Source organism: Actinocrispum sp. NPDC049592 (genome assembly GCF_040675465.1).
Taxonomy (GTDB): Bacteria; Actinomycetota; Actinomycetes; order Mycobacteriales; family Pseudonocardiaceae; genus Kibdelosporangium.
Genome location: NZ_JBFAPA010000017.1, coordinates 1 through 17,847, shown reverse-complemented (window position 1 = coordinate 17,847; position 17,847 = coordinate 1). Strand labels below are relative to the sequence as shown.

The following is a 17,847-nucleotide window of genomic DNA, read 5'->3' as shown; positions in this document are numbered from 1 at the left end:
TGTTAACACTGGGGCTCCGTAACGCGGATTCAGTTGTGCGGCGGGCGCTCCCGTCCGGGGACCTCGATCAGGAACCCGTCCTCGACCAGGTCCTCCACCGCGTGCGGCAACAGAAACGCCGTTCCACCACCGGGTTGCTCGAACCACGGGATCGCCACTCCGGTCAGCGCCTCGAACGGCTGCTGCACGCGGTAGGTGTGGTAATCGCGGTTGATCCAGTCCGGAACCAGCGAGCGGGACGTGAACGGCGTGCCGACGGCATAGGTGAGGTTTCCGTCGGCGTCGCCGTACCGGTCGATCTCCGTGCCCGGGTGCAGCTCGATCATTCGCTTGCCGCGGAACAAAGTCAGCGGCGGCTCGCCGTACAGCGGCTGGATCGGCCAGTCCTGCGGACGCGACGGCGCCGGGTCGGGCGCCCCGACGCCGCGGGTTGCGGACATCGGCATCATCGCGGTGGCCGCGTGCTGCTGGCCGGTCGGCTGCGGCTCGGGCGGCGGCGCGCTCGGCACCGAGACCGGCTCACGCTCGTCGGTGTCCTCCAACGACGCCAGCGACGGCAACGACAGGACCGTCTTGGCCATGTCGTCGTCGACAGGCGGCGGGGGCGGAGGAGGCGGCGGTGGCGTGGGCAAGGACACGGACTGCTGCGGCTCGTGCAGCGGATCCATGCGCGGCTGGGTCTCGGCGAACGGTGGCGGCGGTGGCTCCGCCTGGCGCGGGCGCTGACCGTCCAGCAGGACCTTGCCCAGCAGGAAGGCGGCCGCGTCGGCGACGTCCTCGAACGTGGTCGGCGAGACGTACTGGTCGCGTTCGAACCAGCCGACCTTCCACTTGTCCTCGACACGCTCCAGCGTCCACGTGCGGTCCACCGGCGGGCCGATCCGGTACGCCGTCTCCGGGACACCCAGTTCAGCGAACTTCGCCCGGACCTGGCCGAGTGCCGGGCCCGGAGGCGGCGGCGCGCTGACCGCGGGGGCGACCGGCACGGGAGGTGGAGGCGGCGCTGCCGGCGGCGCTGGGGGCGGCGGCGGAGGTGGAGGCGGTACCGGCATCGACGGCGGGGGCGGTGGTGGTGGGGGAGGCGGCGGTGCCGCGGGCCGGCCACCGGGCGGTGGCGGCGGAGTGCCGCGCGACACATATGCGGCGGCCTCGGCGAGTGCGGCCTCGTCGATGTCGCTGGGCACCTCGAAACCCTGTCGGCGGATGTGGTCCACCAGGTCGGGCTCGGGGCTCACGCCGTACGTGCGCAGGTAGTAGTTGACCGACGCGGGCCAGATCCAGGTGCCGTCGCTGTGGAACGCGATCGGCACCGAGTTGCGGCCCTCCGGGTCGAGCCGGTCGACGTCGAGGCCACGGCTGGGCATCACGACCGGAGCGTCATCGAGGTAACCCAGCAGGGCCTCGGTGTCCAGTTCGTCCACCTGCGGGCGGTTCACAATCGGGCGACCCTGTGGGCCCAGCCCGTCGAACGTGCGCGCGACGCGGAACCTTGGCAGGCCGCCCGGGGGCGTCATCGGCTGAGGCGGCTGAGGTGGTTGTGGCTGCTGTGGTTGTCCTGGCGGCGGAGGCGGCGGCATCGCGGCCGAGACCCGGCGCGAGAGCCACTCGGGGACGTTCTCCTCGTCGCGCTGGAACATCCGCAGCTCATCGGCGTACGCGGGCGGCGGCGGAGGGGTGTTCCAGCGCGGTTCCTCGCGGTCGTACTCGAGGTTGTAACTGGACGGCCGGTCGAGCTGGTAGCGCGCGTTGAACCAGGTTCCGCGGCCGTCGCGGTACATGCCCGCGCGCAACCGGCCGAACAGGCCGGCGATGTCGGGCGCGACCGTCCACGGCCGGGCTTCCTCGTTCTCCGCGGTCAGCTCGGCGGTCATCTCGTGGTACCGGCCTACCGCCCGGTACTGCACCGTGACCTGTTCCCACTCCGGCGGGCAGGCCCGCAGCAGAGCCAGGCCGATCTGCTTGACCAGAGTGTCCTGCTCGGTCGGATCCAGCTGGGTCGGTTGCGTCACGATCCCCATCCTCCCTTTCGCACGCCGGTTCGGCACATGCGGAATTCACCATGTGCCCAACCGGACCCGTGACGCCCCGAAGAGTAATCGCTCCGGAAATGTCGGTGGGGTCTGAGACAGTGTCGGGGTGCTTCGACCGTACCGAGAACTGGCCCGGGTGCCGCAGGCCTTGGCCCTGCTGACCTGGACTTTGGTCGGCCGGCTGCACCAGACGGGCACCCCGCTCGCCATGTCCTTTCTGATCGCCGGATGGACCGGCTCGTACGCCCGTGCGGGGGTGGTGGCGGCCCTGCTGATGGCCGGTCTGGGCGTGGCCGGGCCGGTGCTCGGCCGTCTGGCGGACAAGCGCGGCGCCGCCGGCCAGCTGATGGTCTCGGGTGTGACTTATGGCCTCGGGTTAACCCTTGTGGCGTACTTACCCAGCTGGTTGCCGGCTGGGTGGTGGCCGGTGGAGGGCGTCCTGGCCTTCACCGTCGGTCTGTCCTGCCCGCAGGTCGCCCCGATCGCGCGGGCCACCTGGCCGCGGATGCTCTCCGGGAGCGCGCTGACCTCGATGTACACCGTCGAGGCCACGTTCACCGAGCTGCTGTACGCGGTCGGGCCGTTGTTAGCCGCTTCGGTGGTGGCCGTGTTGAACCCTGCGTTGGCCATCGTGACCTGTGGGGTGTTGGCCACACTCGGTTCGGTGGTCTTCGCGCGGGCTTTGACCACAGCGGGTTACGGCGGGCCGCTGCCGGCGTCCACCCGGGCGACTTCCTCGACGGGTCTGCTCCGGGCTCCCGGTGTGCTCGCGTCCCTCGGGCTGATGGTGTGCCTCGTCGGCGCGTTGTTCACCGTGGACACGACCATCGTGGCGCTCGCGCGGAACATGGACCTGCCGATCCTCGCCGGTGCGCTGGGTGCCGTGTGGGCCGTCGGGTCGTTCGGTGGCGGGATGATCGCCGGTGGGCTGTCCGGTCAGCCGCGGCTGGCGTTCCGCGTCCTGCTGACCCTCGTCGGCCTCGCCGCGCTCATCCCCGTGCTGCCGCCGTTGTTCGATCCCGCGTCGCCGTGGCTCGTCGGTCTCGTGCTCTTACTCGGTGGCGCGGCGATCTCGCCTGCCGTCGCCGCCGCCAACATCGTCCTGGGCGAACTCGCCCCCGCCGATCGCCGCGCCGAGGCCTTCGGCTGGGCCTCCACCGCGTCCACCGCCGGGTTCTTCATCGCCCTGCCCGGCTCCGGCATGCTCCTCGACCACGGCGGCCCCGCCTTCGCCGCCACCGGCGCCACCGCCATCGGCATCCTCGCCGTCCTGCTCACCCTCCTCATCCCCACCCCCAAACCCGCCCTCCACCCCACCCCCGCCTGACTCCCGCCGCTCGTCGCCCAGGCCTCGGGATCGCAGAGTCGCGCTCACTCGGGGCGAGCCCAGCGCCGCCCGTCATCCACGAGCCGATGGAGGGCCGCGCCGAACGCCATGTCCGCGATCGCAGCGGAGGCATCTCGGGCATGCTCCGCAGCGCCACCGAGCCGGGTACACACGGCAACGAGGTGGGAGACGAGCGGGTGCCGCTGAGCGACAGCGGGCGGTGAGGGAACTCGGCGGTAGTCGCGAGATCGCTCCTGCGGTTTCCGGGCGGCGCGCCGTGGTGGGGTAGCGGGCCTTGTTCGCCTCGGCGAGTGATGCCCGGGCTGCGGGTGGGTGTCGATGGTGGGTGATGCCGCGGCTGCGGGCCAGTGCCGGGGCGAGTGGTGTCAGCGGGGCCATGGGGCAACACGGGAGGCGAGTGGCACTGGCGGGGTCGTGGGTCAATACGGGAGGCGGGTGGCATTGGCGGGGTCGTGGGCGCAGGCCAGCGCCGATGGGGAGTGATGCCCGGGCTGCGGGCGGGTGTCGATGGTGAGTGATGCCGCGGGCCAGCGCCCGAAGGCGAGTGGTGTCGGCAGGGTCGTGGGCCAGCGCCCGGAGGCGAGTGGTGTCGGCGGGGTCGTGAGTGTGGGTTGGTGGCGAGAGTGGGCTGGTGGGAAGCGGGGCGTTGAGCGTGGAGTGGGCTGGTGATGGTTGGGCTGTGAGGTGGCTTGGGCACGTGGCCACAACCGTTGGCTTGCGGTGGGTGGCGCGGGCGAGGCGGTGAGGTGGGCTGGGGCAAAGGGGGAACGTGGGCTGGGGCAAGGGGTGAGTGTGGGCTGGGTGGGTGGCGTCGGTGGGGCGGTGAGGTGGGCTGGGGCGAGGGGGTGAGCGTGGACTGGGGTGGGTGGCGTCGGCGGGGTTATGAACGTGGCTAGCGGAGGGTTGCTCGTGGTGCGAGGGGGGGCCGTGGTGCGAGGGTTGCTCGTGGGGCGAGGGGGGCCGTGGTGCGAGGGTTGCGCCTGGGCGAGGGTTGCCGTGGTGCGAGGGTGATGGTCAGGAGGCGAGGAGGTGGGCAGGCGGAGGGGGCGGGTTCGAAGGGGCTGGCTTCGCAAGCTCGTTGGGTATGGCGGAGTGGTGGTCGCCTTGTCACCAGTGCGGGTCCGCCGGGAGCGGCTGTGATGCGGGTCGCATGATCGGTGGATCTTGGGGTGGGCGCTGACAATGGGGCGGTGAAGGTTGGGTATGTGGTTGTGGCGGTGGTGTGCGGGGGGTTGTTGGCGGTTCAGGGGTGGGTCAACGGGCAGTTGGGGGCTGGATTGGGGGATGGGGTTGCCGCTGCGGCCATCTCCACGCTGGGCGGGTTGGTTGTGTTGGGGGTTGTTCTTCCGCTGACTTCGAGCGGACGGCGGGGGATCGCGCGGTTCCGGGATGGGTTGCGTACACGGGAACTCCTGTGGTGGCAATGTCTTGGTGGGGTGTGTGGGGCGCTTTTCATTGCGGGACAAGGGATCGCCGTATCGACCTTGGGGGTGGCGCTGTTCACCGTCGCCGCCGTGACCGGGCAGCTGCTGAGCGGGTTGCTCGTCGACCGGGCCGGGATCGGGCCGGGCGGGCAGCAGGCCATCACCGGCTGGCGCATTCTGGGCGCCGCCATCGCGGTGGTCGCCGTGGTCGTCTCCCTGAACGGCGACATCGGCGCCGCCGGGAAGGTGTGGCTCGTCATCCTGCCCGCGGTCGCCGGGTTCGGGCTGGCCTGGCAGAGCGCGATGAACGGGCTGGTCCGCCAGACCGCGGGCAACTCGTTCCTGGCCGCCCTGGTCAACTTCGGCGTCGCGATGGCGACGCTGCTCGTCGCGTTCGTCGTCGATCTCGCGATCCGCGGCTGGCCAACGCGGGCGCCGTCCGAGTGGTGGCTCTACACCGGCGGCCTGTATGGGATCTTCGTGATCTCCGGCGGTGTCCTCGTGGTCAAGGCCATCGGTGTGCTGCTGCTCAGCCTCTGCACGGTCGCCGGTCAGCTCGGCGGAGCCGTCCTGCTCGATCTCGTGGTTCCTGCCAGAGGAACAGAGCTGACGGTCGCGAGTGTGCTGGGTACCGTGATCACGCTGGTCGCGGTGGTTGTCGCTGCGATACCCGAGCGCTCTGAGAGGATGACGGCGTGAGCGCGACGATCCTGGATGGCAAGGCGACCCTGCAAGCGATCTACGAGGACCTGAAGGTGCGCGTCGCCGCGCTCAAGGCCCGCGGGATCGAACCCGGCCTGGGCACGGTCCTCATCGGCGACGACCCGGGCTCGGCGATGTACGTCCGCAGCAAGCACCGGGACTGCGCCAAGGTCGGCATCACCTCGATCCGCAAGGACCTGCCCGCGGACATCTCGCAGGAGGACGCCGAGGCCGTCATCGACGAGCTGAACGCGGACCCCGCCTGCACCGGCTACATCGTGCAGCTCCCGGTACCCAGGCACCTCGACACCGGACGTCTGCTGGAGCGCATCGACCCGGCCAAGGACGCCGACGGCCTGCACCCGGTCAACCTCGGCCGCCTGGTGCTGATGGAACCCGCTCCGCTGCCCTGCACCCCGCGCGGCATCGTCGAGCTGCTCAACCGCTACCAGGTGCCCATCGCCGGAGCGAACGTCACGATCGTCGGCCGTGGTGTCACCGTCGGCCGCCCGCTGGGCCTGCTGCTCACCCGTCGGTCCGAGAACGCCACGGTCACGTTGTGCCACACCGGCACCAAGGACCTGGCCACCGAGATCCGCCGCGCCGACATCGTGATCGCCGGCGCCGGGGTGCCGCACCTGGTCACGGCGGACATGGTCAAACCGGGCGCGGCCGTGCTGGACGTGGGGGTCAGCCAGACCGCCGACGGGATGCGCGGCGACGTTCACCCGGACGTGGCCGAGATCGCCGGGTTCATCTCGCCGAACCCCGGCGGGGTCGGGCCGATGACCCGCGGCATGCTGCTGACCAACGTCGTGGAAGCCGCCGAGGCCCAGGGGTGACCGTGGCACAGGGCAACGGTTCGCGCGCCCAGCTGCCGTTCGCCGCGGTGATGCTGATCGTGGTGCTCGGGCTCGTGCGGATCGTGATGTACCACTGGCGGCAGGGCACCGTCCTGATCGGCGTCGCCCTGCTGGTCGCCGCGATCCTGCGGATCATGCTGTCCGACCAGCGCGCCGGCCTGCTCGCGGTGCGCACCCGCAAGGTCGACTTCCTGCTCTACGGCGGGTTCGGCGGAATGATCATGTTCGTCGCGCTGACCATCACCGGCGGGCCATTCGGCTGACCCGGTCCTGGCCGAGCGGCCGAGACCGGCGAGCTTTTCGACCGAAGTCAGGGGACACGGCGATCCATAACGTCGTTCCCATGACCACGGCACAGACCACCGCGATCCACTTCGGACTGATCGGCTTCCTCGTGATCTGGCCGGTCGTGGCCGTCACGCAGCTGGTTCTCCGGCAGAAGCGGCACGTGCCCGCGGGCGCGGTGGTCACTCTGTACGCCACGCTCGCGCTCGCCGTGGTGTTCCTGCCGCTGCCCGGCCCCGGCGCGCACCGGCTGCGGCAGACCATTCAGCTGATGCCGTTCCAGTGGGTGCTGGACTTCGCAGGCGGTGACGTCAAGGCACTCGAACAGGTGGTGCTCAACACCCTGCTGTTCGTGCCGCTGGGCGTGCTCGCGATCGTCGTCTGGCGACGCTCGTTCCAGGAGACGGTGATGGTCGGGTTCGCCGTCTCGCTGGTGGTCGAGATCACCCAGCTGAGCGGCAACTTCGGCACCGCCCCGTTCGTGTACCGGATCTTCGACGTGGACGACCTGATGGCCAACACCCTCGGCGCCGCGCTCGGCTGGATCGCCGCGGTGACAGTCGCGGGCGCCATCGCGAGGGTGCGTGTCGCAGAACCCATGAGAGCACCATCACCGCTGCGGGACCGCGCTTTCCAGGGTTGATAGCCTGCGGGGGCTGGTCCCGGCGCTGAGGCCCGCGCTGGTCGCGCCCGAGACCCCCTTACTCGCTCTGGAGTGGATCGGAAGGCAATGACCCGCACCCCCGTCAACGTCACCGTCACCGGCGCGGCCGGCCAGATCGGCTACGCCCTGCTGTTCCGCATCGCCTCGGGCCAGTTGCTCGGCCAGGACACGCCCGTCCGGCTGAAGCTGCTGGAGATCACCCCGGCCCTGAAGGCGGCCGAGGGCACGGCCATGGAGCTGGACGACTGTGCTTTCCCGCTGCTGTCGGGCATCGACATCACCGACGACCCGAACGTCGCGTTCGACGGCGTGAACGTCGCCCTGCTGGTCGGCGCCCGGCCGCGGACCAAGGGCATGGAGCGCGGTGACCTGCTGGAGGCCAACGGCGGAATCTTCAAGCCGCAGGGCGAGGCCATCAACGCGCACGCGGCGGACGACGTCCGCGTCCTGGTGGTCGGCAACCCGGCCAACACCAACGCGCTGATCGCCCGCTCGCACGCCCCGGACGTGCCGGCCGACCGGTTCACCGCGATGACCCGCCTCGACCAGAACCGCGCCTACTCCCAGCTGGCCGCCAAGCTGGGCGTGAGCGTCAACGAGATCAAGAAACTGGTGATCTGGGGCAACCACTCCGCGACCCAGTACCCGGACCTGTTCCACGCCGAGGTCAACGGCAAGAACGCGGCCGAGCTCGTGAACGACCAGGCCTGGCTGGCCGACACCTTCATCCCGACCGTGGCCAAGCGCGGCGCGGCGATCATCGAGGCCCGCGGCGCGTCCTCCGCGGCGTCCGCCGCCAACGCCGCCATCGACCACGTCTACGACTGGGTGAACGGCACCGCTGAGGGCCAGTGGGCCTCCGCGGGTGTGGTGTCCGACGGTTCGTACGGCGTGCCCGAGGGCCTGATCTCCTCGTTCCCGGTGACCTCCACCGGCGGCGGCTACGAGATCGTCCAGGGCCTGGAGATCGACGACTTCTCCCGCGCCAAGATCGACGCCTCCGTGGCCGAGTTGGCCGAGGAGCGCGACGCGGTGCAGGCCCTCGGCCTGATCTGAGTGGCGCTTACCTGAGTTCGCGGAAATGAGCGGTCGGCCTTCGGGCCGGCCGCTCATTTTTCGTATCCGGGCGCTGCTCTTTGGCCAGATCGCAGGGCTTGCCGCTCGGAGCAAGTGATTTTTGTCGGCCAGCGCCCTCATTTTCCTGGCCGCTACTCATTTGGCTGGACCGGGTAGTGGTTCATTCCGGCGATCGGGCGCGCTGTGCTGCGGCCGGTTCTGGTTGTCGGCCGCGGTGAGGTGGCGGTTGTTCTGTTGTTCGGCGGGCGGGTGGCGGCTCGATCCGGTCGTCGAGCGCGCTGCCCTGCGGCTGGTTCTGGTTGTCGGCCGCAGTGGGCTGGCGGTTCTTTCTATGGTCGACCGGACCGGTGGCGGCTCGATCTGATGGTCGGCCACACTGCGCAGCAGCTGTTTTGGTGGTCGGCTGCGATGGCTGATTCCGATGGTCGGCCGCGTTGGGGGTAGCCGTTCTTTCTGATGGTCGGCCGGACGGGTGGCGGCTCGATCTGGTGGTCGGCCGCACTGCGCCGCGGCTGATTCTGGTGGTCGGCCGCACGGTGCTGGGCAGATTCTGACGGTCGGCTGCGCTGCGTCGCGGCTGACGCCTACGCTGCGGCGACGGCTGATTTCGGAGATCGGCCGCGTTGCGGGGTGGCTCGTTGCCGTGGCCGACCGTACTGGGCTGTGGCTTGCTTTGGTCGTGGGGCGTGCTGGGTGGTGTCGCTTTGACGAATTGCCGCGCTGGGGGTAGTCGCTCTGATGAATTGCCGCGCTGGGTGGTGGTCGCTCATTGTTGTGGCTGGCGGGTTGGCTGGGGGCCTCATGGTGATGTCAGTCGGTGGGTGGCCGCCGATTTGTGGTCGGCTTTGCCTCCGGCCCCCGATTTCCAGCCTATCAGCGGGCACCGACAAGAATTGCGTCTCCGCAGGTCAGCTACCCTGTGAGACGTTTTTGTCGGTGGCTTCCGGTAGGCTGGATTCCGGGGGGCCGGAGGCAAACCGGTTACCAGGCGACCGGGAGTTTGTGGACTCCGTAGATCGCCATGTCCGACCGCATGGGCACTTCCTCCGGCGCCACATCGAGGCGCAGGGTCGGGAACTCGCGCAGCAATGTGGTGAATCCGATCCGCATCTCGATCCGGGCCAGCTGCTGACCCAGGCACTGGTGGATGCCGTGACCGAACGCGAGGTGCCCGGCCGGCGACCCGCCGAAGTCCAGCTTTCCCGGTGAGGCGAACCGCATCGGGTCGCGGTTGGCCGCGGGCAGCGAGATCGACACGGGGTCGCCCGCCTTGATCAGCCGTCCGTCGATCTCCACGTCCTCCAGCGCGGTCCGGCTCGCTCCGAAGTGGACGATGGTCAGGAACCGCAGCAGCTCCTCGACGGCGTTGTCCACCAGCGACGGGTCCGACCGCAGCAGCGCCAGCTGGTCGGGGTTGGTCAGCAGTGTGTAGGTGCCCAGGCCCAGCATGTTCGCGGTGGTCTCGTGCCCGGCGAGCAACAGCAGGAAACCCATCTGGGACATCTCGCCGTCGTTCAGCTCGCCCGTCTCGATCAGGCCGCTGAGCATGTCGTCGCCGGGCTTCGCGCGCTTGGCCGCGACGAGCTCGAGGATGTAGGCCTCCATCTCCGCGATGGCCGCGCGGATCTGCTCGATCGACGAGGTCAGCTTGAGCATCCGGCCGGCCCCGTCCTGGAACCGGGCGCGGTCGGCGTACGGCACGCCGAGCAGCTCGCAGATGACCATCGACGGGATCGGCAGCGCGTACTCCCGCACCAGATCGGCCGGTGATCCGCCGCGGCGCATCGACTCGGCGTGCTCGGTGGCGATCTCCTGGATCCGCGGGATCAGCTCGTTCATCCGCCGCACGGTGAACTGGCCGGTCAGCAGCTTGCGGTAGCGGCCGTGCTCGGGCGGGTCCATCGCCAGGAACATGCCGGGCTTGGTCGGCTGCCGTTCGATGTTCCGGTCCGGCTCGCCGTCCCGCCGGGCGAAGCCGCGCAGCTCACTGCGGGTGCTGAAGCGCTGGTCGGCGAGGATCTGGCGGGCCAGCGCGTAGGACGTCACGAGCCAGCCGGTCTTCCCGCCGTGGAACTGCAGCGGGCTCAGCGGCTCGCGGGCGATCAGCCCGGCGGGCGGGTCGAGCGGGCTGTCGCCCCGGTCGGCTGGGAGGGTGGGAACGCCGGACAGGATTTCCGTCATCACAGCTCCTTCACGTCTGTTCTCGACGAAACCCTGCGGAGCTGACGTGTTGCTGTCAGTAGTCTGACGAAGACCTGACGGTCGGCAGCGAGACGGTGAAAGTGCTGCCCGCGTCCGGCTCCGAGGAGACCGTGACCTCGCCGCCGTGCGCCTGCACGATCGACCGGACGATGCTCAGGCCGAGGCCGGTGCCACCCTCGAAGGTACGGCCTTCGGCCCGGTAGAACCGGTCGAAGATGCGCACCATCACCTCCGGGGACATGCCCGGGCCGTGATCGGTGACCGCGATCGTGCCACCGCGGACGGTCACCGTCACGGGCGTGCCGGCGGGAGTGTGCTTGACGGCGTTGGTGATCAGGTTGCCGATCACCTGGCGCAACGCGTTCGCGTCGCCGGGCACGGTCGCCTCTTCCGGGGCGTCGAGGGTGATCTGGCGATCCGGTTGCACCACGGACGCGTCCGCGATCAGTTCCGCCGCGATCGCCCGCAGGTCAACGGGATCACGACGGAACTTGGGCCCCTGTTCGAGGCTGGTCAGCTGCAGCATCTGGTCGACGAGCTGGCTCATCCGGTCGGCCTCCTGCTCGATCCGGCTCAGTGCCAGCCCGGTCAGCTCCGGCTTGCCGGACACGCGATGCAGCTCGGCCCAGCCGCGGATGGTGGTCAACGGGGTGCGCAGTTCGTGGGAAGCGGCCGCGATGAACTCCCGCAGCCGCGCCTCGGATTCCCGTTGCTCGCGGGTGGACCGGTTGAACACGATCAACCCGAACAGCGACACGGCGATCACCGCGGCACCGGTCGCGATCAGCTCGAACAGCAGGAGCTGGTGCACCGCGCGTTCGCCGGGCGCGAGGCTGCCCGCGACGATCGCGTACCGGAACCGCACCGGCGTGGCCGAATCCGGCACCTCGATCTCCGCCTTGGCGCCGAGATCGAAGGTACGCACCCGGAACTGGGTGTCCGAAGAGGACAGTGTGATGGCGTCCCTGGCCCAGTCCGGCGGAACGGGCTGGGGGAACCGGGGTGCGGTGATCGGTTCGCCGGTGAGGCCGGCGGGCGCGCTCTGCCGGACGATCTTCCCGTTCTCGTCCACGAACGCTACCAAGAACCCTTCCGGCACTTGCTGGACCACCGTGGCACCGTCCACAGTGACCACTCGGCCGGAGATGCTGTCGAGCGAGTGCCGGATCTCCTCCAGCGCGCTGTCGACGCGGTCGGTGGCGTACACGTTGAGCACGAACAACGCGGCCAGGTCGATCAGGACCATCGCGAGCACGGTCAGCGCGACGAGCCCGATCAGCAGCTTGCTCTTCGCGCCCCGCATCGGCTTCCGGCTCCCAATTCCCAGCTCTCAGTTCTCGGCGATCCGGTAGCCGAAGCCCCGGACGGTGTGGATCAGCGGCCGGTGGCCCGCGTCGACCTTGTGCCGCAGGCGGGACACCAGCTTCTCGACCACGCCCTCGCTGAAATCGTGCTGCCACACGTGTTGCAGGATCTGCTCCTTGGTCATCACCTGGCCCGCGTTGAGCATCAGGTACCGCAACAGCTTGTACTCCGTCGGCGTCAGGTCGATCGGGCGGCCCGCGCGGGTGGCCTGGAAGGTGGTCTCGTCCAGGGACAGGTCCGCGCTGCGCAGGATCCCGGGCGCCGCCTTGCCGGACCGGCGCAGCAGCGCCTGCACCCGGGCGAGCAGCTCGAGCACGTGAAACGGCTTGGTGACGTAGTCGTCGCCGCCGATCCGCAGGCCGGTGACCGTGTCCTCGATCGAGCCGCGGGCGGTCAGGAACAGCACCGGCGGCGGGTCGCCGCGCTCGGTCAGCCTGCGGCACACCGTGAACCCGTCCATGTCCGGCAGCATCACGTCGAGGATCACCAGATCGGGGCGTTTCTCCTGGACCGAGGCGAGCGCGGCGCGGCCGTCACGGACCGTGGCGACGGTGTACCCGGCCAGGTCAAGGGTGGTGGAAAGCAGCTCCGTGATCGCCGGTTCGTCGTCGACCACGAGCAGGTACTGACCTTCCCCAGTGCGCTGCACGACACCCATTGTTCCCGTTCGGCGGCTGGTCTCGCACGGGCCGCCCTCGTACCGTGCAGGTATGTCGATGATCACCTGGCCGGTGCCCGAACCCGAGCTGCCCCAAGGGGTGCACGCCGCGCTCGCCGACGCCGCCCGGGCCGCCGCCTCGGCGTTCCGCGCGGCCAGGGCCGCGCATCCCCGCCTAGAGCTGGCCGAGGAGGTCGCCATGGGCGCGGACGGGACGCCGACGATGCGGATCGACGCGATCGTGGAGGAGGCCATCGCGCTGTCGGTGTCGCGCAACCGGGTGAACCTGCTCAGCGAGGAGGCGGGATTCCTCGACCACGGGTCGACGGTGACGCTGGTGGTCGACCCGTTGGACGGCTCGTCCAACGCCTCGATGGGGGTGCCGTTGTCGTGCTTCGCCGGGGTGGTCGTCGAGGAAGGCGTGGCCCAGGAGGCGTTGACACTGTGGTTCGACACCGGCCGGGCGTGGTGGGCGCGGTCCGGCACGCCGACCCCGTTCCGCACCTCCGGACGGACCACAGTGGACGGTGCGTCGGTGGCCATGTTGCGCCCCAAGGACAACAACCGCGCGGCCTGGATGCGGGTGGCCTACGCGGCCGACCGGGTGCGGGTGCTGTCCAGTACCTGCCTGGAGGCGGCTTTGGTCGCGGAGGGCTCGATCGACGCGTTCATCGACGCGGGATCGGACACGCACCGGATCATGGACCTCGCGGCCGCCATGGTCACCGTTCCCGCCGCCGGCGGGGTGGTTCTGGACGTGCACGGGCGTCCGCTGGACTTCGACCCGGACCTCTCCCGCCGCTGGTCGGGAGTGGCGGCGGCTACTCCCGCGTTGGCTGAGTCGCTGGTAGAGCTCGTGCTCCGCTCCTGATCAGGGGCAGGCCGGCCAGCGCCCCGGCCAGGATCGCGGGCCCGTGAATGTCGGTGATGACGGTGAGCGCCACCGCCCCAGCGAGGACCACGACTCCGGGTTGCCATTTCCTGGTGAGGATCAGGCAGACCGCCAACGCGCCGAGTGGCCCGCAAAATCCGACCGAAACCCCACCGCTGTAGGGCTGCCAGATCTCACCGATCAAATGCCCCGCCAACGCCCCGGCCAGAAACAGAACAACCCACCGCCCGGTCCCGAAAGCCCTTTCCGTCACGGTCCCCAGCACCGCCGCGAACACACCCAGCCCCAGCACCGTCAGAACCGAGTCAGGCTGCACCAACACCGGCGAAATCACCCGCCACACCTCCCCGGCGCGCAAAGCCTCCGGATCCCGCCGCACCGCCAAGAACAACCCATTACCCCCAAGGTGATACACCGCCGTACAAACCGCCCACACCCCCAGCACCACAATCGTCCCGACAGGCAGTTTCGTCCGAACACCAGGCAGCGCCGGCACCGCATTCTCAGCCATACCCCCAACCTAAGGGCGCGCGTTCGCGTGACCTCAGGCCGGCTGTCACAACGTTTTCCATGACAGATGTCGTGGGCACTGGACAGGCGGACTTTGGCCCACAGGGGAGGTGTGCACCGGTCGGACGTGCCAGGATGTGCGGCATGCCGCAACTGCACCTGACCGGCGACGCCGAGGCGGACCGCCTGCTCAGCAAGGACCCGTTCGCGCTGCTCACCGGGATGCTGCTGGACCAGCAGATCGCGATGGAGGTGGCGTTCTCGGGACCGAAGAAGATCGCCGAGCGGATGGGCGGTTTCGATGTGCGGGCGATCGCCGGGATGGACGAGGAGAGCTTCGTCGAGGTGTGCGTGCAGAAGCCCGCGATCCACCGGTACGGCGGGTCGATGGGGCGGCGGGTGCACGCGCTGGCGCGGTTCATCGTGGAGAACTACGACGGCAAGACCGACCGGATCTGGAAGCAGGGCAAGCCGGACGGCAAAGAGGTCCTCAAGCGGCTGAAGGCCCTCCCCGGTTACGGCGAGCAGAAGGCCAAGATCTTCCTGGCCCTGCTGGGCAAACAGCTCAACATCCAGCCGGAGGGCTGGCGGGAGGCCGCCGGATCCTATGGCGACGAGGGATCGCACCGGTCCATTGCGGACGTGACCAGTCCTGAGGCGCTGGCCCAGGTGCGTGCGTTCAAGAAGGAAGCGAAGGCCGCCGCCAAAGCCGCGAAGTGAGCCGGTGCCAGGGGCGTCGGGCCGGAGCTTTCGATCCGGTCGCTGACGTCCGGGTGCTTCGTGAAGTGACACCTGGTTGGCGGCTCTTTTCGTGGGGTGTGTTCGGGACACTCGGGGGTGTGGCGATCGCGGAGCGGCTCTCGTGGGCGGTGGAGACGCTTGGGGTCGTGGCTGGGGATCGGGTGCTGGAAATTGGGTGCGGGCATGGGGCCGCGGTCGAGTTGGTGTGCGAAAGGTTGGGTGATGGGCGGATTACCGCCATCGACCGGTCGGGGGTGATGGTCGCCGCGGCGGTCCGGCGCAACCGGGCGAACATCGCGGCGGGCAAGGCGGTGATCCGCAAGTCGGACACCGCGACCGGCGAGTACGACAAGGTCTTCGCGGTGAACGTGAGCGGGTTCTGGACGTCGCCGCGGCTGGCCGCGATGGTGCGGCCGTTGCTGGCGCCGGGCGGGAGGTTGTTCGTCTTTCATCAACCGCCCACCCCCGGGCGTCACCGGCAGGTGCTCGAGCAGGCGAGGGAAGTCCTTGCCGCGCAAGGGTTCTCCATTGAGGACGTGCTGTGCCGGGACATCGCCCCGGCGCCGGCGATCGGTCTGGTCGCCGGGGTTGTCAGCGGTCTTACGCTGGTCGATACGGAGGTGAGCCACCATGCAGGCAACGGCAGGTGATCGGCTTCTCGTCCATGGCAAGAACGTGGGCCTCGCCGATCGGCACGGCGAGATCATCGAGGTACGCGGCCCGGACGGCGCCCCGCCCTACCTGGTGCGGTTCTCGGACGGTCACGAGAGCCTGGTCTTCCCCGGGCCGGACTGCGTTGTGGAGCCGGCGAACGAGGGCTGACGTGGCCGGCTCGCGACCACGAAGACGGTGAGGGCGACGGCGGCGACCACCGCCGCCACCGGCCCCAGCGCACGCGTGCCCGCGAACGCCACGACCAGGCCACCGGCCACACCGGACAGTCCCACTCCGAGGTACACGGCGGACGCGTTCATGGCCAGCACCAGCCCGGCCGTCGCGGGTGCGCTGGAGACCAGCCGGTGCTGCATCGGCGGGTTGACCGACCAGGCCGACATCCCCCACACCACCAGAATCACAGCCGCCCCAACGAAACCACCGGCCACAACCGGCAACAACGCCATCGCCACAACACTTCCGGCCAGCGACACGACCAGCGGCCACCGGGTACCGAACCGGTCGGCCACCCATCCGCCGACCGCGTTCCCAAGCACCCCAGCGATTCCGTAGACGAACAGCAACAGGCTCACCGTGCCGCCGTGCACGCCGGTGACCTCGATCAGCACCTCGGCGAGGTACGTGTAGACACTCACGCCCGCGACCGAAACCAGCAGCGTCACCGCGAACATCGGCACCACCCGCCGATCACCCACCACCCCAAGCCGTTCCCGCAACCCCACCCTCGGCGGCGCCGCGACCACCGGAAGCGCTGCCCGCACACCCACCGCCGCGGCCACGATCAAGCCCGCGACCAGCGCGAACACCCCCTCGTAGCCGAGCGAGCCGGCGAGCAGGCTGCCCACCGGGATCCCCAGCACCAGCGACATCGACAACCCGCCGAACACCGTCGCGATCGCCCGCGCCCGCCGCTCGGGCGGGTTCAACTCCGTCGCCACCATCGTCGCCGCCGGCGTGTACACCGCCGCTCCCAACGCCGTCAGCATCCTCGCCACGACCAACACGCCGTAACTCGGCGCCACCGCCGCCAACCCGTTGCCCACAGCCATAACCATCAGCGCGGTGACCAGCAACCGCCGCCGTTCCCACCGGCCGGTCGCCGCCGCCAACAACGGCGACGCCACCGCGTAGGTCACCGCGAATGCCGTCACCAACTGCCCCGCCGCCGCGACCGAAACCCCCAGCTCCTGCGACACCTCGGGTAACACCCCGGCGATCACCTGAGCGCTCGTCCCGGCCGCGAATGTCCCCGTTGCCAACAGATACGTCCGAAGCGACATACCCACTGGACTTACCAGAAACCGGCAAAACGCCCACCGTGTCCAAGTGGTGGCAGGTCGGCCCGTTCATCACGATCGAATATGAAGTCGAGTCCGGCCTGCTCATCGCGGTGACACTTGTCATGCTGTCATTGATGTTGCTTCTGTTCGCCGACCGGGCGAACCTCAAGCGAGAGGCGGTCCGCTACCGGCGTCTGCTCACCCGGTACTGCGATTTCGTCGCGACACCACCGCGCCCGACTGTCCGGGTCCAGAGCTGGGACCAGACACTTGTTCTCCAGGAGAACGGGGACGCCACCTGCACGATCGCGATAACCGCGGTGGTGCTCAAGAAGGAACTCTACTTTCTGCAGCTGCGGTTCGGGTCGGGCTGGGAGCAGCCGGAACGGCAACGCAAACGCGTTCGCCTGACCATTCGCAACCTGCTGATCGCCGGAACTCGCGGCACCAGCTGGGAGATCACGACCACCTGGTTGTCGGCCAGCAGGCTGGACGTGTTGGCGCATTTTCACGAACCCGTGCGGCAGGGCAGCGAACTCCGGTTCGAGGTCGAGTGGTCCTGGCCGGGACAGTGTGTGCCGCTCATGAGGGAACGGCGCCCGGACGAGTACATCTTCAAGTTCAGCAAACTGTGGCCACTCGAGCGCGCCACCTACGCGGTCATCCTGCCCGCCGGTCTGGACGCCTATCACGAGCCGGTCGGTTTCGCGGAGCCGAACGGGGATTTCTCGATCGACGCGTCCGATGACGGTGACCGGCGGAAATTCTCTTTCACCGGTTGCAACTTCCCGCCTCGCAAGCGCATCGGAATGCGGCTCGAGCTGAAATGAGAGCTTCCCATTTGTGTGATGGGAAGCTGCTCTGGCCGACGGCAGTTCAGCTGTCGTCGTTCTCTCCACCGTGCCGGATCATTGTCCGATCGCTCCAGGTTGTGAGGGATTTTCGGTTGTGCGCCAGGATGCGTACCGAGCGTCGTGGCGCGCCGGTGATCGTAGTGCCAGCGAACTTCCAGCCGATTGCACCCCGCGAGCCTAGTTGTACGAGGCCATGACGTTGGTGACGCCGGTGTGGAGCCGGATGGCTGGTGGTTGGTTTCCGGCGGCAGTGTGGGGTCGATGGTAGTTGTAGTGC

At 69.3% G+C, this 17,847-nt stretch carries 17 protein-coding genes and 1 pseudogene; 11 read left to right on the top strand and 7 right to left on the bottom strand.

The features are described 5' to 3' along the window. Nucleotides 1–29: 29 nt before the first annotated feature. On the bottom strand, nucleotides 30–2,018 hold the full coding sequence (locus tag AB0J95_RS35015) for a TNT domain-containing protein (protein WP_364767863.1): 1,989 nt from the start codon (nucleotides 2,016–2,018) through the stop codon (nucleotides 30–32). 118 nt (nucleotides 2,019–2,136) lie between these two features. Here AB0J95_RS35015 and AB0J95_RS35010 point away from each other — a divergent pair, with 118 nt between their 5' ends. The 6 genes from AB0J95_RS35010 to AB0J95_RS34985 all read left to right on the top strand — a co-directional run bounded on the left by AB0J95_RS35010 (nucleotide 2,137) and on the right by AB0J95_RS34985 (nucleotide 8,372). Next, nucleotides 2,137–3,357, top strand: a complete 1,221-nt coding sequence (locus AB0J95_RS35010) for an MFS transporter (protein ID WP_364767860.1) — start codon at nucleotides 2,137–2,139, stop codon at nucleotides 3,355–3,357. A 1,178-nt stretch (nucleotides 3,358–4,535) separates the two neighbouring features. Further along, nucleotides 4,536–5,501, top strand: a complete 966-nt coding sequence (locus AB0J95_RS35005) for a DMT family transporter (protein ID WP_364767857.1) — start codon at nucleotides 4,536–4,538, stop codon at nucleotides 5,499–5,501. Beyond that, nucleotides 5,498–6,346 carry a bifunctional methylenetetrahydrofolate dehydrogenase/methenyltetrahydrofolate cyclohydrolase gene (locus AB0J95_RS35000; RefSeq protein WP_364767854.1) on the top strand — a complete coding sequence of 283 codons (849 nt, stop codon included), beginning with the start codon at nucleotides 5,498–5,500 and terminating at the stop codon, nucleotides 6,344–6,346. The genes AB0J95_RS35005 and AB0J95_RS35000 overlap by 4 nt, the downstream gene beginning before the upstream one ends. Nucleotides 6,347–6,396: 50 nt before the next feature. Continuing rightward, entirely contained in the window at nucleotides 6,397–6,630 is a 234-nt protein-coding gene (locus tag AB0J95_RS34995) for a DUF3017 domain-containing protein (protein WP_364768567.1), read from the top strand. Between the two features lie 80 nt (nucleotides 6,631–6,710). Continuing rightward, nucleotides 6,711–7,295: a VanZ family protein gene (locus tag AB0J95_RS34990; RefSeq protein ID WP_364767852.1), complete on the top strand. Its 585-nt coding sequence runs from the start codon at nucleotides 6,711–6,713 to the stop codon at nucleotides 7,293–7,295. An 87-nt stretch (nucleotides 7,296–7,382) separates the two neighbouring features. Continuing rightward, nucleotides 7,383–8,372, top strand: coding sequence for a malate dehydrogenase (locus tag AB0J95_RS34985; RefSeq protein WP_364767849.1), 990 nt, complete (start codon nucleotides 7,383–7,385; stop codon nucleotides 8,370–8,372). Between the two features lie 1,002 nt (nucleotides 8,373–9,374). Here AB0J95_RS34985 and AB0J95_RS34980 read toward each other — a convergent pair. From AB0J95_RS34980 to AB0J95_RS34970, 3 genes are read right to left on the bottom strand one after another with little or no spacing between them, the layout of a single operon-like run. Continuing rightward, nucleotides 9,375–10,574 carry a cytochrome P450 gene (locus AB0J95_RS34980; protein ID WP_364767846.1) on the bottom strand — a complete coding sequence of 400 codons (1,200 nt, stop codon included), beginning with the start codon at nucleotides 10,572–10,574 and terminating at the stop codon, nucleotides 9,375–9,377. A 55-nt stretch (nucleotides 10,575–10,629) separates the two neighbouring features. Further along, a complete protein-coding gene (locus AB0J95_RS34975; RefSeq protein WP_364767843.1) occupies nucleotides 10,630–11,898 on the bottom strand; it encodes a HAMP domain-containing sensor histidine kinase in 1,269 nt (422 codons plus the stop codon). A 27-nt stretch (nucleotides 11,899–11,925) separates the two neighbouring features. After that, nucleotides 11,926–12,609 (bottom strand): response regulator transcription factor, encoded by a 684-nt coding sequence (locus AB0J95_RS34970; protein ID WP_364767840.1) that lies wholly within the window; start codon nucleotides 12,607–12,609, stop codon nucleotides 11,926–11,928. 61 nt (nucleotides 12,610–12,670) lie between these two features. Between AB0J95_RS34970 and AB0J95_RS34965 the strand changes: the two genes are divergently transcribed. Beyond that, entirely contained in the window at nucleotides 12,671–13,489 is an 819-nt protein-coding gene (locus tag AB0J95_RS34965) for an inositol monophosphatase family protein (RefSeq protein WP_364767837.1), read from the top strand. Here the strand turns inward: AB0J95_RS34965 and AB0J95_RS34960 are convergent. After that, on the bottom strand, nucleotides 13,440–14,021 hold the full coding sequence (locus AB0J95_RS34960; protein ID WP_364767834.1) for a rhomboid family intramembrane serine protease: 582 nt from the start codon (nucleotides 14,019–14,021) through the stop codon (nucleotides 13,440–13,442). The genes AB0J95_RS34965 and AB0J95_RS34960 overlap by 50 nt on opposite strands. Before the next feature lie 143 nt (nucleotides 14,022–14,164). Between AB0J95_RS34960 and AB0J95_RS34955 the strand changes: the two genes are divergently transcribed. The 3 genes from AB0J95_RS34955 (at nucleotide 14,165) to AB0J95_RS34945 (ending at nucleotide 15,583) form a co-directional block, all read left to right on the top strand. Then, nucleotides 14,165–14,740: an HhH-GPD-type base excision DNA repair protein gene (locus AB0J95_RS34955; protein WP_364767831.1), complete on the top strand. Its 576-nt coding sequence runs from the start codon at nucleotides 14,165–14,167 to the stop codon at nucleotides 14,738–14,740. 119 nt (nucleotides 14,741–14,859) lie between these two features. After that, nucleotides 14,860–15,411 carry a class I SAM-dependent methyltransferase gene (locus tag AB0J95_RS34950; protein ID WP_364767828.1) on the top strand — a complete coding sequence of 184 codons (552 nt, stop codon included), beginning with the start codon at nucleotides 14,860–14,862 and terminating at the stop codon, nucleotides 15,409–15,411. Continuing rightward, complete coding sequence (locus AB0J95_RS34945) at nucleotides 15,392–15,583, top strand: DUF1918 domain-containing protein (RefSeq protein WP_364767825.1); 192 nt, start codon at nucleotides 15,392–15,394, stop codon at nucleotides 15,581–15,583. The genes AB0J95_RS34950 and AB0J95_RS34945 overlap by 20 nt, the downstream gene beginning before the upstream one ends. Here AB0J95_RS34945 and AB0J95_RS34940 read toward each other — a convergent pair. Then, nucleotides 15,523–16,716: an MFS transporter gene (locus AB0J95_RS34940; protein WP_364767822.1), complete on the bottom strand. Its 1,194-nt coding sequence runs from the start codon at nucleotides 16,714–16,716 to the stop codon at nucleotides 15,523–15,525. The two genes, AB0J95_RS34945 and AB0J95_RS34940, sit on opposite strands and share 61 nt — an antisense overlap. Nucleotides 16,717–16,754: 38 nt before the next feature. Here AB0J95_RS34940 and AB0J95_RS34935 point away from each other — a divergent pair, with 38 nt between their 5' ends. Further along, the gene (locus tag AB0J95_RS34935) at nucleotides 16,755–17,546 is read left to right on the top strand and encodes a hypothetical protein (protein ID WP_364767820.1); all 792 of its coding nucleotides are present in this window, start codon (nucleotides 16,755–16,757) and stop codon (nucleotides 17,544–17,546) included. Between the two features lie 201 nt (nucleotides 17,547–17,747). On the opposite strand, the pseudogene AB0J95_RS34930 reads toward AB0J95_RS34935, so the two are convergent. After that, nucleotides 17,748–17,847, bottom strand: a pseudogene (locus AB0J95_RS34930) (IS481 family transposase); the annotation flags it as partial.

What these genes read in the sequence shown, in the direction of transcription:
- AB0J95_RS34960 (WP_364767834.1), bottom strand. Translation starts at nt 14,021, where the DNA reads ATGGCTGAGAATGCGGTGCCGGCGCTGCCTGGTGTTCGGACGAAACTG.
- AB0J95_RS34985 (WP_364767849.1), top strand. Translation starts at nt 7,383, where the DNA reads ATGACCCGCACCCCCGTCAACGTCACCGTCACCGGCGCGGCCGGCCAG.
- AB0J95_RS34945 (WP_364767825.1), top strand. Translation starts at nt 15,392, where the DNA reads ATGCAGGCAACGGCAGGTGATCGGCTTCTCGTCCATGGCAAGAACGTG.
- AB0J95_RS34940 (WP_364767822.1), bottom strand. Translation starts at nt 16,716, where the DNA reads ATGTCGCTTCGGACGTATCTGTTGGCAACGGGGACATTCGCGGCCGGG.
- AB0J95_RS34990 (WP_364767852.1), top strand. Translation starts at nt 6,711, where the DNA reads ATGACCACGGCACAGACCACCGCGATCCACTTCGGACTGATCGGCTTC.
- AB0J95_RS34980 (WP_364767846.1), bottom strand. Translation starts at nt 10,574, where the DNA reads ATGACGGAAATCCTGTCCGGCGTTCCCACCCTCCCAGCCGACCGGGGC.
- AB0J95_RS34995 (WP_364768567.1), top strand. Translation starts at nt 6,397, where the DNA reads ATGCTGATCGTGGTGCTCGGGCTCGTGCGGATCGTGATGTACCACTGG.
- AB0J95_RS35015 (WP_364767863.1), bottom strand. Translation starts at nt 2,018, where the DNA reads ATGGGGATCGTGACGCAACCGACCCAGCTGGATCCGACCGAGCAGGAC.
- AB0J95_RS34965 (WP_364767837.1), top strand. Translation starts at nt 12,671, where the DNA reads ATGTCGATGATCACCTGGCCGGTGCCCGAACCCGAGCTGCCCCAAGGG.
- AB0J95_RS34975 (WP_364767843.1), bottom strand. Translation starts at nt 11,898, where the DNA reads ATGCGGGGCGCGAAGAGCAAGCTGCTGATCGGGCTCGTCGCGCTGACC.
- AB0J95_RS34955 (WP_364767831.1), top strand. Translation starts at nt 14,165, where the DNA reads ATGCCGCAACTGCACCTGACCGGCGACGCCGAGGCGGACCGCCTGCTC.